At 63.5% G+C, this 16,161-nt stretch carries 10 protein-coding genes and 2 pseudogenes; 5 read left to right on the forward strand and 7 right to left on the reverse strand.

Features of this window, described 5'->3' with window-relative positions; all coding sequences use genetic code 11:
* Positions 1-43: 43 nt before the first annotated feature.
* Together C404_RS46225 and C404_RS46230 are read right to left on the reverse strand one after the other, a co-directional pair.
* Positions 44-4,065: pseudogene (locus C404_RS46225) on the reverse strand (tetratricopeptide repeat protein).
* Positions 4,052-6,880, reverse strand: a complete 2,829-nt coding sequence (locus tag C404_RS46230; RefSeq protein ID WP_021195579.1) for a bifunctional glycoside hydrolase 114/ polysaccharide deacetylase family protein — start codon at positions 6,878-6,880, stop codon at positions 4,052-4,054. Before C404_RS46230 ends, C404_RS46225 begins: the two are co-directional and overlap by 14 nt.
* 501 nt (positions 6,881-7,381) lie before the next feature.
* Between C404_RS46230 and C404_RS46235 the strand changes: the two genes are divergently transcribed.
* Complete coding sequence (locus C404_RS46235) at positions 7,382-8,698, forward strand: hemolysin family protein (RefSeq protein ID WP_031329575.1); 1,317 nt, start codon at positions 7,382-7,384, stop codon at positions 8,696-8,698.
* Here C404_RS46235 and C404_RS46240 read toward each other — a convergent pair.
* The 3 genes from C404_RS46240 to C404_RS46250 form a co-directional block, all read right to left on the reverse strand.
* The gene (locus tag C404_RS46240; protein WP_037011989.1) at positions 8,638-9,075 is read right to left on the reverse strand and encodes a carboxymuconolactone decarboxylase family protein; all 438 of its coding nucleotides are present in this window, start codon (positions 9,073-9,075) and stop codon (positions 8,638-8,640) included. The genes C404_RS46235 and C404_RS46240 overlap by 61 nt on opposite strands.
* Complete coding sequence (locus C404_RS46245; RefSeq protein ID WP_021195582.1) at positions 9,053-9,583, reverse strand: MerR family transcriptional regulator; 531 nt, start codon at positions 9,581-9,583, stop codon at positions 9,053-9,055. The genes C404_RS46240 and C404_RS46245 overlap by 23 nt, the downstream gene beginning before the upstream one ends.
* 144 nt (positions 9,584-9,727) lie before the next feature.
* Positions 9,728-9,946, reverse strand: coding sequence for a hypothetical protein (locus C404_RS46250; protein WP_021195583.1), 219 nt, complete (start codon positions 9,944-9,946; stop codon positions 9,728-9,730).
* Positions 9,947-10,339: 393 nt separating this feature from the next.
* Here C404_RS46250 and C404_RS46255 point away from each other — a divergent pair, with 393 nt between their 5' ends.
* Positions 10,340-10,615 carry a hypothetical protein gene (locus tag C404_RS46255; protein ID WP_021195584.1) on the forward strand — a complete coding sequence of 92 codons (276 nt, stop codon included), beginning with the start codon at positions 10,340-10,342 and terminating at the stop codon, positions 10,613-10,615.
* Positions 10,616-10,679: 64 nt separating this feature from the next.
* Here C404_RS46255 and C404_RS46260 read toward each other — a convergent pair whose 3' ends face one another.
* Positions 10,680-12,422, reverse strand: a complete 1,743-nt coding sequence (locus tag C404_RS46260; RefSeq protein WP_021195585.1) for an alkaline phosphatase family protein — start codon at positions 12,420-12,422, stop codon at positions 10,680-10,682.
* Positions 12,423-12,638: 216 nt separating this feature from the next.
* On the opposite strand from C404_RS46260, the gene C404_RS46265 reads away from it, so the two are divergent.
* From C404_RS46265 to C404_RS60690, 3 genes and pseudogenes are all read left to right on the forward strand, one after another.
* Positions 12,639-13,433, forward strand: coding sequence for a MipA/OmpV family protein (locus tag C404_RS46265; protein ID WP_031329578.1), 795 nt, complete (start codon positions 12,639-12,641; stop codon positions 13,431-13,433).
* A gap of 31 nt (positions 13,434-13,464) precedes the next feature.
* Complete coding sequence (locus C404_RS46270; RefSeq protein ID WP_021195587.1) at positions 13,465-14,187, forward strand: haloacid dehalogenase type II; 723 nt, start codon at positions 13,465-13,467, stop codon at positions 14,185-14,187.
* A 273-nt stretch (positions 14,188-14,460) separates the two neighbouring features.
* Positions 14,461-14,652: pseudogene (locus C404_RS60690) on the forward strand (hypothetical protein); the annotation flags it as partial.
* Positions 14,653-15,023: 371 nt separating this feature from the next.
* On the opposite strand, the gene C404_RS46280 reads toward C404_RS60690, so the two are convergent.
* Entirely contained in the window at positions 15,024-16,103 is a 1,080-nt protein-coding gene (locus tag C404_RS46280) for a porin (RefSeq protein ID WP_021195589.1), read from the reverse strand.
* Positions 16,104-16,161 lie beyond the last annotated feature (58 nt).

Here is a 16,161-nt window from a genome sequence, read left to right on the forward strand (position 1 = left end):
TTTTCCCGTTCTGCTTGTTCGTTGTTTGTTCGTCGCTTGCGCATCAATAGAGCCATCGGTATCGCAAGCCGATTTCCGTCAGCGGCGATGTGCCCGACCGCGTGATCGATTGGTGTTCGATGTACAGCGCCAGATGGTCGTTGCCGAACACGCTGCCCGCCACCCCAAGCTGCGCCTGCACGCCCCACCCTTCGCGATTGTCGTGCAGCATGCCGACATCCATGAACGGCCGCCAGGCGCGGGTGTAGCGGTCCAGATAGTCCGTGCCGAAGCCAAACAGCATGCCGAACTGTGCAAACGAACGCGGCATGATCTGGTTGACGTCTGGCGTACCGTCGCCCGGCAGCAGGCGCGCCATCAGCGGGCTGACGGTACCTGATGCGTTGTAGCGCGCCACCGTGCCGACCACGCGGATGGTGTAGTCAGGATATTCCACGCGGAAACGGTGGCCGATCTCGCCGTCAACCACCATGCCGCTGCCCAGGAACGAGCGGTCCTGCCCATAGAAGCGGTCGCCCTCCACCCGGGCGCGCACGTACTCGTTTTGGGTCAGGCGCCAGTTGTTGCCGATCGAGAACAGATCCTTCACACCGCCCACGCGCAGTTGCGGCGTTTCGTTCGCAGGCTGGTTGCGGCCGATCGACAGCTCGGTGCCCAGCGGCCCGACCTGCCCCAGCAGCCCATCCAGCCGGAATGCATAGAACGATGCCAGCCCCTGGCGCCAGCCCACCGTGCCCTTCCACTGCGTGTTCTGCGTCTGGTACTGAGATATCCAGTCGACGCTGCGATCCTGCGCCGGCACACCGGTGAGCTGCGTATCGTCGATCGAGCGCTGGTTCCGCTGGGTGGCGCGCAGCAGCATGCTGTAGTGGTCGGTCAGACGCATGCCGGCTGCGGCGCTGGTCTCGAAATACGTGAGCGGCGCCTGCTTGAACCACGTCTCGCGCGGCTCCAATGCCTGTGCGTTGGTCAGCAGCGTTTCCTGCACGCGCTCGTGGATCTGCTCATCGTCGGGCGCGGTGGTCAGCCCCTCGAACGACAGCCGCTGCGCTTCGCCCAGGCGGTCCGTCATCACGTTGGCGTCGATGCGGTTGTAGAGCGGGATGCGGTCAGGCGTGTCGTCCAGCAGGCGGTTGAGCGTCTGCAGGTCACGCTCGGCCAGAGCGATGGAGATCTCGGCATAGGCAGGCCGAGTCATGCGGCGCGCGTACTGCTGCAGCAGCCAGGCACGCGCCAGGTCATTCGCTTCCTGCGACAACGCCCAGCCCAGCGCGGCTTCCTTGGCCACGGCGGAGACGAGTTGATCGCTCACGCGGGCCTGTTTGCGCTTGTCCGCTGGCATTTCCGGCGGCTCGGGCGGCAGCATGTCGATATCGCCCAGCTCGGACTTGTCCATGGCCGACCGACCGCCCTCGCGTGCCTGCTTCGTGGCACGGCGATCATCGCGCAGCAACTCGATCAGCAAGCGCTGCGACAGGTCACCGGACCCGAACGTTTGGGCCAGCGCGACGCGTCGGGCGCGCAGTTCAGTGCGGGCATCCTCTTCAAGCGGCACTGCATCATCATCGCCCACCGTGACGCGTGTACCGACACGGCGGCCCGAGGGCGCCTTGGTCTTGTCGCCTCCGACCTTGTCTTCGGCACGCCACAGCAGCCACCACGCTTCGCGGCGCAAGCCCCAGGCGGCGTCGGCCTGACCGGCCATCTCGCGCGCATCGGCATAGGCCAGCAGCCAGAGCGGATCGGTCTGCATCGACTTGCCCTGGCGGCCCAGGAAGCGCAGCGCGAGGTTGGCGTCGAACAGTTGCAGCCCGGCCGCAGCGTAGGCACCCCAATAGGCGGAATCGTTCTCGGCCTCGCCGCGCCACAGGGCCAGGGCACGTTTGAGTTCGGCATTCTGGCCGGAGTCGAGCAGGCCCCACAGGAAGGCGGCCTTCACATCGCTGCCGGCATCGGGCAGCGAGACAGCGCGGCGCAAATCACGCATGGCCGCATCCCATTGGCCGCTCTGGCGGAAGTACTCGGCACGCGCGCCAGCACACCGGCGGATTGCTCGGCGGCTTTGCGTTGCTCCGGTGTGAGCGAGGCGAGCAGCCCTTCGATGCGGCGGAAGGCACGCGCCCGCGTGTAGTAGTAGATGGCCTGCTGCAGGTGAACCATCGTGCCGTCCTTGCGGAAGGCAAGCTCAGACAGGCGGCCGGCGTCAATGGGGCTGGCGTCGTAGAAGTCGATCATCGTGGTGAGATCGTCCGGCTCTGCCTTGCCACCAATCAGCAGTTGGCGATACGCCTTGCGTGACAGATCATCGCGCTGGTTCAGACGCGCGAGCTGCGCGAAGGTGCGCCAGTAGAGATCGTCCGTGGGCGAAGCGGCCTTCTCCGCGGCCTGCATGGCCATGAGCGCCTGCTCGAACTGCCCGCGTACGTACAGGATGTTCGCCAGCTTGAGCGCGTATTGCGCGTTGGGGCCAAATTCCTTCTGCAGACGCACGTACGTGTCGTAAGCCTGGTCGTCCTTGCCGGCACGCTCAGCCAGGTTGGCATAACGCTCCAGCACCGCCTGCCGGTGCGCGCCACGCGCAATGCTATTCAGATACGCCAGCCCTTCTAACGGCTCGCCCAACCGCTCATACGCGGCGATGATCTGGTCGAGCAGCTTCATGTCACCGGGCTGGCGGCTGGCCTGGTAGCGCAAGCCCGCCAGATAGGCGTGATCTTCGTTGAGCGCGGGCGCCAGGCGCAGCACGTGCTGCCAGGCCGCATCGTCGCCGGTGGATTGCGCGTACGACAGCCAGTAGTTCAACGCGACCATCGGCTGGCGGTTCCACTCAGCCACCTGGGCGGCGCGCTCGGTCCAGATCTTCAGGTCGGGGCGCTGACGCACAGCGGCCTCGGCCACGCGCATGGCGTCGTTCAGGTTGCCGCTGCCCATGAAGACCTGGAAAGCGAGGTCGTAGTCATCCGCATTGAAAGGCGCGATGCCGCGCACAATGGCCTGAGCGCCCTTCCGTTGCGAAGACGATTCGGCATCGTTGGCCTTGTCCGCCACGTGGCGGATGCGTGCGGCATGACGCTGGCGGCGGGCCAGGCCCTCCGGGCCGTCCATGAACACCACGTCGGTCGGACTCGGCAGCGGTTCGGGCCGGCCAGCGAATGCCCAGTCATGACGCACTGCGCCCGACGCCAAGGCAATCCCCTCATTCGTCTGGCGCCACGACAGATGCAGCAGGCGACGCGCGTACTGGTCGGCCAGATCGGGGCGATTGCATGCCTGAGCCAGGCGCGTAAGGAAGCGCAGCGTTTCGGTATCGTCGATCAGCGGGCCAACGCGGCGCTGCGCCTCGGTCATGGCATCGTCGAGCAGGTTGCCGCCCTGCAATGCCTTGAGGCCGGCGATGAAATAGCGGCGCTGCTCATCGAGCGACTTGGCGGTGTCCTGCGCGGCAAAGTTGGCAGCGGCGGCGGCGCGGTATTCACCCACGCCCAGCGCGATTTCGGCGGTACGCGCCTGCCACTGCGCGGCGCGGGCCACGTCCTGCTTGGCCAGGCGCTGGTAGAACTGCATGGCAATCGCGCCCTGATCCAGCCCACGGGACTTGGCCGCAAGAATCTCCAGCTCGGATGCGGTCCACCGGTAGTCGAGGGCTTGCTTGAGCAGACCACGCAGGTCGACCAGCATGGCCGCACGCTGTGGATCATTCGGTTGCAGCGCATAGGCGCGTTGCTCGCGGATGGCGATATCGAGCAGCAACGCTTCACGGTCGAGCGACTTGTCATGCAGCGCGCGCATGCGGGCGACCATGGCTTCGGCCTCTTCCAGCCGGCCGGTGCGCACGTACTGGGCGGCCAGCACGCTGAGGAATTCCCCATCGTTCGGGCGCACGCGCAGCCAGGCTTCCAGATAGGCCACCGACAGCGCATCGACCTTACCACCTTCCAGCAGGCGGGCCTCCAGGCGTTCGCGCGGGAACATCAAGGCGAGCGCCAGCCCGATCAGCGCGCCAAGCGTGCCGATCAGCCAGGCAGGCAGCAGCCGTTCACGCGGGGTCAGGTCAGCAGACCACATCGACACGTTGATAGGTCACGGTTTGAGCAGCAGTTCCAGTCAGGTCAACGCGCACGGTGTTGTCCTGTGCACGGGCGGTGCGGGCGGGGTTGCCGTTGACCTTCACGCGACAGGCGCCCGCGTTGGCCAGACGAACGAACGGCTTGTAATAACCGCCCGCCTCGAAACTCATCTCGTTGCCGCTACGCGCGAAGTTGCGCACGAAGGCTGCGGCTTCCGCAATGTATGTCGGCTTGTTCGATTCTGCCTCCGGTGCGACGGTAAAACGTGCTGCCCCCTCGTCGAGGTGAATATAGATGCCGCCGGCTGCCTTGTCATAGCCGACCACGCCCTGTGCATCGGCCAGCCGCGGGGTGCCGGGCGCCATCCAGCGCAGTTCGCGCAGATCGCCATCGCCGCGCACGACCCAGGTGTTGCCGTCATCGACATCACGGGCAACGGCCATGTTGCGGAAATCCAGCACCTTGACCACGTATTCGGTGGAATAGATCGGGAACACCGGCTGCGAGAGCGCGTAGTCGTAGACCTTCTTCAAGGCCTTGAGCGACGCAAGCTTGGTGCCCGAATACATGTGGTAGTAGATGTTGATGGGCTTGAAGCGATACGGCGTGTCGGTCATCTGCAGCGTTTCAATCAGGCGATCGAAACCGTAGAAAGGCCCGGTCCAGTCATTGGTATAGACGTTTTCGTTCTGGTTGGGTGCAAACACCTGGTAGGCCCCCGGGCCCTTGTCGATACCCAGCGGCGCGATCTCCGTCCACGACGGCGAGCTGCGCGTAATGGTGGTATCGCCACCGTTGAGGTTGAGCACGCCCGCATCCCAGGTCATGCGCACGGCAAGCTCAGGCGGCTGGCAGTCGCCCGACCACTGCAGGATCTTCACGCGCTTGCCCGGCGGTGCCAGACGCTCGTTGATGTAGTTGATGGAACCCGAGATTTCGCGGTCCAGACTGAATTTGTAGCCAGGAATGGTCAGCGCGAAGGCCGTATCGCCACCGCCTGCATCCTTACCCGGCCCCTCTTTCGTTGCAGGGCTCTGGACCGTGCGGCTCCAGTCAAACGGGTGCGAATAGGTGTGCGTGCCCAGCTCCACGTACGGCAACGCGAACATCTTGCGTGCAATCGCCTCCAGGCGGGGCGTCAGCTTGGGATACAGGCCGCTGGAGCCCACCTCCCCTTCAATGACCGACAGCGTGGTCGGGATACGGTACTTATCCCACACGTCCTGCAGCAGCACCTCGCCGGAATACTCCGGGCCGGGAAACTCGGCGCGCGAAGCAAAGCCGTCGCCATCCACGTGCACCAGCATGAGGCGGCGACCGTTTTCCGACGTCACATCCGGGATCGGCATGTTGGGAAGCGCCAGCGCGCGACGCAGGAATTCGATCGGTTGCACCACCCAGCGCGCCTGCTCAACGGTGTCCATCGAGAACACCGCGTACGGATTCAGCACGTAGCCGCCCCAATCGGTGATGGCGGCGGCGTCAAATTCGAAATTGCCCGATTTCAGGCGTAGCAGCGACTGTCCGTGGTCGCCCACCCGAATCGGCTGGGCCTCGCGGCGCTCGGGCTGCGGCGCCATCTCGAAACCGATGATCTTGTCTTGCGACACCACCGACAGTGGTCCGCTAGCACGCCCGCGCACCAGCTGCAGCTTGAACATGTCGGCCATGCTGCCGTCCACCGGCAGGCCGAACTGGTTCATGAAGGCGATGTGCACGCCGTCATGAATGCGCTGCCGCACCCACGACGACAGCGCTGCCACCTGCTTGATCGGGCTGGTGTTCACCCACACCACCACGCCGGCATAGCGGTCGGGCGGTACAGATGCGGGCAGCGGCTTGTTGATGTCGGCGTACTCGACGTCGTAGCCGAGAAAGTTGAGCGGCGTGGCAATAAAGCGCACGCCCTCGCTGGTGTCGATGGTGGTGCGTGGGTCGCGGTCTTGCAGGATCAGCACCTTGCGCGGCAGCACCTCGATGCGCCCCACGCCAATCGTCGACAGATCTGGATCCGTCACGTACGGCACCAGCCCCTGCGACTTGATGCGCTTGGCCGTCTCGCGCGCGCAGGCGCGGTCAGCCGGCGGGCAATAGTCGATGGCGATCACGGGCAGGTGGTACTCGTCGCGAATCTTGCGCACCTGGCCCATCAGCCATTCGCGGTCGGCATCGCTGACTTCCTTGTACTGCTTGCTGCCTTGATCCCAACCGCGGTACAGCGATTCAAACGCCACCGCATAGGCGAGGTCATGCACCTGCGGCAGGATCTCAAAGCCACGGTTGAAGATCAGCTTGGCATCCGGATAACGCGCCTTGATCGCCCGGATCACGCGCACCATGCCGGCTTCTTGCGCCGCGCGCGCCGCATCGTCCTTGGCGACAAGCTGGTACGAGTCGAGCGTATCAAGGAAGAAGCCGCGATAGCCCTTGTCCCACAGCGGTTTGATGACGTGATCAACGTAGAAGGCCGGCCAGTCTGGCTGGGCCTGGTCCACCACGCGCGACGCCCATGCCGCGTTGCGGCCAGACAGCCAGGCCTTGGGCAGATCCTTGTACCAGTTGCGCTCGGGCGTGACCTCGCCCACGCTCACGTAGGCATACCACTGTGTCTTGGGTGTCTTGAACTGCGACGGATCAAAGCCGTGGTCCGGCTCGATGACGACCGCGTCAAAGGCACGCAGCTGTGCCACGGGCGGCTTGTCGCCGTAGTACCAGGCAATGTTTGGCGCGTTGGCCGAGCTTGAAGACGTGACCCCTGATGCACCGGGCCCGGTGGTGGCAGACGCCTGTTGAGCAAGCGTCACACAAGGCATCGACACGAGTGCGGCCGCAACCCAGGCTGCAAACCCGGACACAACCCGTCCGATCGTCCCTGCCGTATTCCCCCGTTTCCCCCCGGTGCGCCACTGTACGCGGCTGAGAATCCACATGACCTACCACTCCTATGCAACTGTGTGCACACAACTCCGTGCCACATTGGGCCGATCTGCGCCGGCACTGAAATAGCGGCGCCAATACTTACGCCAAACGGAACATTTGCCCTTTCTCCGGAATGCCACCCGCAAACGCAGGCCCCGCAAGGCAAACCGAGGCAATATGTTCCCAGGCTGCAAGTATCACCCATGGTGTGGGTACGCGGCAAACCACTTTTCGATGGCTATGCACCACACCGGGACATAGACAATTGTTTAACGTGGGCCCCGACATGCGTGATCCGCGCTGTGGTTTGACAAAGCGATCCCGGCTGCACCATGATCGTCCGCAGCCACATTCCGAGCGGCCTTGCAGCGCAACGGCACGCCCGCCCCGCCACCATGTCCGCCTTCATCCTTGTCGCGCTCATCCTGATCAGCGCCTTCTTTTCTGCTTCCGAGATCGCGCTCACTGCCTCGCGTCGCACCCGCCTGCAAACGCTGGCCGACGATGGCGACACCCGCGCCCTGCGCGTACTGCAGCTCAAGGACACGCCCGGCAACTTCTTCACCGTGGTGCAGATCGGCGTGAATGCGGTGGCGATCCTGGCCGGTGTCATCGGCGACAGCCAGATCTCGGGGCCGTTGGCCACGTGGCTGGGCGACTGGCTGCCAGCCGCCCGTGCCGAGCGCATCGCCAGCATCGCCGGTTTCATCATCGTGACGGGGCTCTTCATTCTGTTTGCCGACCTGCTGCCCAAGCGCCTGGCGGTGCTCTACCCCGAGCGCTGCGCGCTGGGCGTCATCGGCCCGATCCAGACCTGCCTGCGCGTGCTGCGGCCAGTGGTCTGGCTATTCAACGGCGCGGCTGACCTGTTCCTGAAGCTGTTTGGCGTGCCCACGCACCGTGTTGAGCAAATCACCACCGAAGACATCACCGCCATGGTGGGCGCTGGCGCCGAGGCAGGCGTGCTGCGCAAGCACGAGCTGGCCATGATCGAGAACGTGTTCGAGCTGGAATCGCGCACCATCACCTCGGTCATGACCGTGCGCGACGAGGTTGTCTACTTCACGACCGACGAGCCGCTGGAATCGATCAAGCTGAAGATCATCGCCCAGCCGCATGCCGAATACCTCGTCTGCCGCGACGACATCGACTCGGTGCTCGGCTTCATCGCCTCGAAGGACATCCTGAAGCAGATCCTGTCGGAGGAATCCGCCACTGTGATCCGCAACCTGGCCAAGCACTTTGACAAGAACCTGCTGGTGCTGCCTGACACGCTCAACCTGTCGCAGGCGCTCACGCGCTTTCGCGAGATGCACCAGAGCTTTGGCGCGGTGGTCAACGAATACGGGCTGGTGGTGGGCATCGTCACGCTTGACGACATCGTCGGCGCGGTGATGGGTGACATCCTCTACCTGGGCGAAGACGAGCAGATCGTGCGCCGCGATGACGGCTCCTGCCTGATCGATGGCGTCACACCCATCGGCGACGTCAAGCGCGCCTTCGACCTGGACGACCTGCCCGGCGAGCACCACATCGAAACCATTGCCGGACTGGTCATCTACGCGCTAAAACGCATCCCCAAGAAGAGCGAAAGCATCGACATCGGGCCGCTGCACATCGAGGTGCTCGACATCGACAACCACCGCATCGATCAGTTGCTCGTGTCGCGGCGCATCGATCCGGCTGCCACGCCTGCGTCCTCCGCATCGTGAGCGGCAAACACGTCCTTGGCGGCAAACATGCCGTTGAGCGCCGCCGGAAAGCCTGCGTATAGCGCCATCTGCAGGATCGTCTCGGTAATCTCGTGGCGGGTGAGCCCCACGTTGAGCCCCGCGGCGATATGCACCTTCAATTGCGGTGCCGCATTGCCCAGGGCCGTAAGCGCGGCAATGGTGGCGATCTCACGCTCGCGCAGCGTCAGGCCTGGGCGGCTGTAGACATCGCCAAACCCAAATTCGACGATGTAACGACCGAGGTCGGGCGAGATGTCGGCCAAGGCCTCCACCACGCGTTCGCCGGCCACGTCATCGACTTCCTTGAGTTTTTGCCAGCCCCGGTCGTAGCGATCACGATTCAGGGCGTCCTGCAGGTTGGCGTGGTTTGCGCCTTGCGGTGCGGTTTGTGCGATCTGCGTCATGTGCGTCCTCGTTCGATTGGCGTTTCGGCTGTTGTTTCGATTTGCGAGATGAGGAAGCGGAACCCAGCGCGCTTTCTGCGGCGGCAATCCGGGCCCGGATGCCGTCGTAGTTGACGATCTTCTCGCGCAGCACGGCCAGTGTTTCGGCCCGCGCGCGCTGCTCCGCCTCCAGCGCCGCGGCATGCAACTCCAGCAAGCGTTGGCGCGCCGACACACTCGCCAGACTGTCGCCCTGCCGCCGCAGCGCTGCGTACTGCAGCATCTGCGCAATCGGCATGCCGGTGTCGCGCAAGCGCAGCAGGAACGCGAGCCACGTCATGTCTTCCGCACGGAAGACGCGGTGGCCGTTATCGCGCCGCTGCACGCTGTCGAGCAGGCCGATGCGCTCGTAGTAGCGCAGCGTATGTGTCGACAGGCCGGTGGCTTCTGCAACTTGGGCGATGGTCAGGAAAGTGGTCATGAACGGAGCTTAGAAGTTAGAGCGCACTCTAAGTCAAGCGACTTTAGCGCAGGTTTGCACCGACCTGACGGGCAGCCCCAAAACAAAACGCCGACCCCCTTTCGAGGGCCGGCGCCTTGGTGTGCAGAAAAACCGGGAAACCGGTTAGCCGCCCTTGCCGAACTCGCTCGGGCTCGCCACCTTCGGACGGTGGTCATGCTTCTTTTTCTTCTTGTGGTGGTGCGCCTTCTTCTCACCTGCGGCCGGGGCTGCGGCGGGTGCCGGGGCAGCGGCGGGTGCAGCCGGAGCGGCCGGGGCGGAAGCCTGCGCAAATGCGCCGGCGCTGAAGACTGCTGCCACGAGGGCAGCCAGAAGCTTGTTCATCGTGTTGTCCTTATGAAAATACGGAGATGCGGCGCACCCGGTAACAGGATGGGACGTGACCCAATGCGTCCCTCGCCACTGCCATTCAACGCGCGACCCCAGCATCGGGATGACCCGCGCATCACCGGGCAGTGTGGTGCAGGCGCCGGCCAATGTCCACCTGATGCCTGACGATACGCCGATGTGCAGATCGGCACGTTGATGCGTCTCAACAAAATTGACAGATATTGCGTGACACACTTTCTACATTGTTACGCGCGCTTACATCGTGGGAAGAACGCTTACAAACAGCGGTACACGGCCTCACGATATGAAGCGTTTTTGGAGGCATGGATCGCACATTGGACGAGATCCATGTATCTGAAGTCCCGCTATATCCTCAAGGAGTCTCACATGAAAGTCGCTCAATCCCTGGCCGCTCTGATCGTTGCTGGTGCCTTTGCCGCCCCCGTGTTCGCAGCTGGCACCGCGTCCGCACCGGCTGCTGCTCCCGCACCGGCACCGGCCGCTGCGGCGACTGCCACCGATGCCGCTTCCGCTCCGAAGGCCGAAGCCAAGCACGAGAAGAAGCACCACGCCCACAAGAAGGCGCACAAGGCTGCAGCCAAGTCGGAAGCCAAGACCGATGCCGCTTCGGCACCGAAGGCCGCTGAACCCGCCAAGCAATAAGGCGATCGTGCAGTGAAAAACGCCGGGAATTACCCGGCGTTTTTTTATGCCTGCTTAAACCGCATCAATGCAGGTGCGGCAGACGCTTCGTGCCTTCGATCTGCACCGCTTGAAGCTCGTGCGGCTTGAGGCCCAGCTCACTCAGGATGGTCGGTGCGATCTGGTTGGTGTCGACATGCTCGTCCACCACATTGGAGCCAATGCCTGCGCCCCACACCACGATCGGCACGTGGCGGTTCTCCGGACGGAAGCCACCATGTTCGGCGATCTTCGACAGCTTGCTGCCCGCCCACACCGTGCCCTGCTGCGCGATGCCGACCACATCGGGGAAGCGATCGTCGCTGGGCTTCACACCAAAGAAGTCGGCCACCTCCTCACCGATCACGAAGCGGCTCGCGCCGGCCTGCGTGAATGGCTTGGCGGTTGCATTGCCCGCGGCGTCCGAACCCAGGCCCGTGCCCGAATAGCCCAGCAGGAACTGCTTGGCGAACCGCAGCGCGGCTGGCGAGCGGTCGTTCAGCCACAGCAGGATGCCGTCGTCATCCATTGCATGCGCGACAAGGTGCGGCTTGGTCGCATCCTTGCAGGTGGCGGCGTACTTTTCCCACGCGCAGTTGAGCGCGTCGATCATGTCGCCGTCGTTGACGATGGTCAGGTCTGCGCGGCTGTTGGGCGATTGACCATGCTTGGCCGACACGATCACGACCGTGTTGGACGGGTCCGTCGCCTTGACCAACTCGCCCAACTTGTTGTCGACGAACGTGAGCGCGCTCTGCAGCACCGGCCCCGGCACCGGCACCGTGCCGTTGTTGGTGTAGCCGCCCAGGCCGCCCTTCACCTTGTTGGCGGTGTTGGACGGGTCCGGGTAGTACGCCGACTTGTTCAGCTTCTGCGCAGTCGACACGGCCTGGAAGTTCATGCCCAGGATGGCCGGCACACCCGGCGTACCGTTGCCGGCGTGGTCGTGGCCCTTGAGCCAGTTCAGCACGGCCAGCACCTTGAAGCTGTCGTAGCGCTGTGTGTCGGTGTTGTCCTTGGTCCAGTCTGGGCCGGGGCCACCGGGCAGCGACGGGTCGGTCACCGAGCTGTTGATCTCGGGCGCGAACAAGTCATCGATGCCCTGCCCGCTCGGGCCGTTAAGGATTTCGTAGGCGGCGTGCTTGTCTGACCAAGCCGTGCGCAGACCGTGCTTGCGCGCGACTTCAAACACGGTGTTCACCTTCAGATACTGGTGCGGATAGACCGGCGCGCACGTGATGGGCGAGACCGGCAGGAAGGCCGGGTCGATCAGGTCCTGCGCATGGCCGGTCAATTGCGAGATCTTCGAGAGATCAGCATAGAGGCCGGGGATGCCCTGGCCGCTGTCGAGACGGTTCAGATCCTTGGCAATGACCTCGGCGTAGAACACCTCGGCGCCCGGCTTGGTGGTGTGGCAGTTGGCGGCCGTCGTACCGGCCGGCAGCAGGCTCCGGCTGTACGCGTCGTCGTAGTAGATGCCGGTGGTCTTGGGATTGCCGCCGGTCACCTGGCCGACCATGCCGGGAAACGAGTCGGACGGAAACGGCGTACGGGCGTTGCGATAGCTCACACCCTGGTGCACAAGGCGCGCGAGCGTGGAACCCGGATGGCTACCGACATACCAGTCAAGATCGGACTGATGCAAACCATCGACCGAGATCAGCAGGACATGCTTGGCGTGCGCCTGCCGCACATCATGCGCATCATCGTCATCGGCATACACATGCGCAGACAGACCGCATGCAAGCGTGGAGAGTACAGCGAGCGCGAGGTATTTCTTGGGGGACACGGGATTCTCCTCTGGGATACCGCCATGAGGCGGCCCGGTCACGCTATGCCCACCGTATGTCTGTGCAGCGACCCGCGTATGTCGACCCGGTGACAAATGTAACGTCGCCTCCACCACCCGGTTGAGCCAACGTTTGCACTGTCATCGGCCGTACGGATGATTCCTCTAGAATGGCGTGCCCATCGCTTTTTCCTTGATGCTCACTTGCTCGATTCCATGCTCTCTTCGCGTGCCCTGCCCTGCTTCGCGCTTGCCTGCCTGCTGGCCCTGACCGGCTCCATTGCCACGGCCCAGACCACGCCCGCCGCGAGCGCGGAACCCGGCGACTGGAGCGTCGCCGTCGGCCCGTCCATCTATGTGGCACCGAAGTATCCGGGCGCGAAGTCGAGCTTTGTGTTCCCGTGGATCGATCAGGAGATCGAGTACAAGCACCGGTATTTCTCGAAGGGCATGGACTTCCTGGGCGCCTACCTCGCCAACGACGACACATGGCAGGTGGGCGGCAACTTCCAATTCGATCCGACCTGGCGCCACGCACATGACGACGCGCGCTTGAATGGTCTCGGCAATGTCAACGCCACGGTGCGCGCCAAGGCGTTCGCACAATACACGGTGTCGTTCCTGACGCTGTCCACCGACGCCGAGCAGGACATCCTGGGCAACCGCCAGGGCCTGATCGCCAATGCCGACGTGTACGCCAGCGCCCCGCTCGGCCGCTGGCTCTTCAGCCTTGGCTCCGGCGTGTCATGGACGAACGGCCAGTACATGCGCACCTTCTTTGGCGTGGACGGCGGCCAAAGCGCGGCGTCGGGTCTGCCGGTGTTCGCCACGCACGCCGGTGTGCGCGACATCCACTTCAACGCCATCGTCACGTGCAAGCTGGATGACCGCTGGACCGCCAACGGCTCGGTCACCGTGGCGCGTCTGCGCGGTGATGCCGCCGACAGCCCGATCACGCAGCGCCGACAGCAGACCACCGCCATGGCATCGCTCACGTACCGGTTCCGTTAACCCTGCCGCGCGTGTTTCCAGGGAGCCACGCATGACCTTCGACCCATCCTCGTTGAAAGCGCTGTGCTTTGACGTGCAAGGCACGCTGGTCGACTTCACCACGCCGCTCATCGAAGCCGGTGAAGCATTGGCGGCGCAGCGTGGATTCGTCGCCGACTGGCCGGAAGTCATCACGCGCTGGCGCGCCGGCTACCGCGCCGGCATGGACGCGTTCCTGGCCGGACAGCGCGCCTGGATCTCCACCGACACGATCTATCGCCAAGCACTGGATATGTTGCTGACCAACTATCCGTGGGCCCAGCAGGTCAGCGCGGAAGACCGCGATGCGCTCAACACAAGCTGGAGCCGCTTGCGCCCCTGGCCGGATACCCAGCGCGGCCTCAGCCGGTTGCGCTCGCGTTATCTGACGGCAGCGCTATCGAACGGCAGCATGGCTTCGGTGATCCGCATTGCGCGGCATGGCGCCCTGCCCTTCGACGCCATCCTCACGGGCGAACTTGTGCAGTCGTTCAAACCCGACCCGAAGGTCTATGCCCTCGCCGTCCGGTCGCTCGGTGTGGCACCCCACGAAATCATGATGGTCGCATCACACAAATACGATCTGGTGGCGGCCCGTGCACAGGGTTTTCGGACGGCATTCATCGCGCGGCCGCTGGAGTTTGGGCCCGGTGTTGCCGTCGATATCACGCCAGATCCGACGTTCGACTGTAACGTGGCTGACATGGAAGAACTCGCAACCCGGCTTGGCGCCTAGCGCAATCGGTTGCATTAGCGCCGAACCTGCCGTGGCAGCGGCTTCGGCATGAGACAAACACCTATCAGACCAGAACACCAGCCACGCGCCTCTCCCCCAAAAGGACCATGCCTCCTTTTCGCAACAGGCGTGTTTGCAATCACCCTCAACCGTCGCCAATTTTTTTGGTAGTCTGTTTTGCAGGCAGACAATCGCTTCCGATCAACGCGCGCGGACAGCGACCGATGTCTTCAAACAAGTGGATGAACACTTGCAAGGCAGGAGGGCCTCACCATGTTGCGATGGATTGCACACTGGGCGATGAACCATGCTCCGTCTCCGGAGAAGCAGGCAGAACGTGCGCTGAACGAGCTGCGCATGGAGCTGTATCACGCGGAACAGCGCGTGATGGACGCGCAGATGCATGCGGACTACTACCGCGCGCGCATCACCTTCCTGGAAGAGGTCGTCAAGAAAGGCATTGAGCGCGTCTCCGATCAACGCAAGGGCAAGCAGGAAAGCGCGCACGCGCTGCGCGCCGGGCTCAAGTTCACGGCCGAACTGTGGCGTGAGTCGCAAGCGCAGTCGCGCGATTCACATCTGCTGCGGCGGCGCACGGCAATGTCGTTCCTCGATCCGCAGGACGGGCCCGACACGCACCGAGATCCGAAGATTCATCACCTCTCGGAGCTTGCCGCGGGCTCGCATTTCGATAGCAACCCGTTACCGCAGGCCAAGCACGTCGCTTCTGAGAAGCTGTAGTGCTGCCTCGCCTGTTCCATCGAAATAGCGGATCAATACAAGCCCCTTGGTCGTAAAGCCAAGGGGCTTTTTCTACTGCCGACGGCAGCGCTCACTCAAAACCGGGCGCGAATCCCGACGCCCGCGGTCTCACCCGTCGACAGCCCGGAAAACCGATCGACCATATACACCGCATAGAGATCGGTGCGCTTGGAAAGCGGGTAGTCATATCCGAGCGAGGCAGTCCGGCGCGTCTGGTTGAGTCCACCGGAATCGCGTGAATACGCGTAGGCCGCAAGCACCTTTCCGGTGCCAAGCGCTATCGTCACCCCACCCTCGAACATGTTCACGTGGAAGTTCTTGTTGATCACGTTGTTGTTCGTGTACGTGTATTCGCCATAGAACTTGGCGACCGACCATTCATACGATGCAGCCAACTGGGCCACTGACTGGCTGTGCAGTCCATTGATCAACCCATTCAGATCACCTGCTGCCGAGTTGAAGTTCGCGTATTGATAAACACCACCGGCTGCGAAGCCACCGTTCTGGTAAGAAAGCTGCGCCGAATACTGCTTGCTTCCATTGCCCGTGCTGCCCTCGCCGAACGCGTACATAACGCGACCGGTCAAACCGTGCAAGTCGGGCGTGGCGTACTGCACTGCATTGCTCCAGGCGGTTCCGCCAACAATCCCCTGGTCCGTCTTGTACGCCGGATACGTCCCCAGCCCGGCGTACATCTGGACGATGGTCGGCGAGAACGTGAACGACGCGTAGAACGGGTTGAACTGACACGCCTGCAGATACAGCAGGCTGCTTTGCCGCCCGAGCGTGATCGTGCCAGCCAGAGTCGAGAGCCCGACATAGGCATTGCGCGAGAACATCGGATCGCCGTTGAAGGAACCGGAGGCGCCGGTATCCGCGCGGAAAAATCCCTCGATCGCGAAGATGGCCTTGTTGCCGCCGCCCAGATCCTCCTTACCGCCAAACCCCCAGAACGACGTCGACATGCCGCCGCTACCCTCTTGCCAGACGGCGGATTTTCCGGGGTACCGCTGAACGCCGACCCAGGTGTCGACGATGCCGTACAACTGCACGCTGGATTGCGCGATTGCCTGGGTTCCCATCGTCATGAACGCAAGGGGTGTGGCAACTCGGCAGATGTTTTTCAGCGTGATCAATGCGCGTTGCTTGAGCATGGTGAGGTCTCTTCTCTTTTCAAAGGACGAGTGAACGCCGACGCCTGGGTCGACGCCT

Source organism: Ralstonia sp. AU12-08, assembly GCF_000442475.1.
GTDB lineage: Bacteria > Pseudomonadota > Gammaproteobacteria > Burkholderiales > Burkholderiaceae > Ralstonia > Ralstonia insidiosa.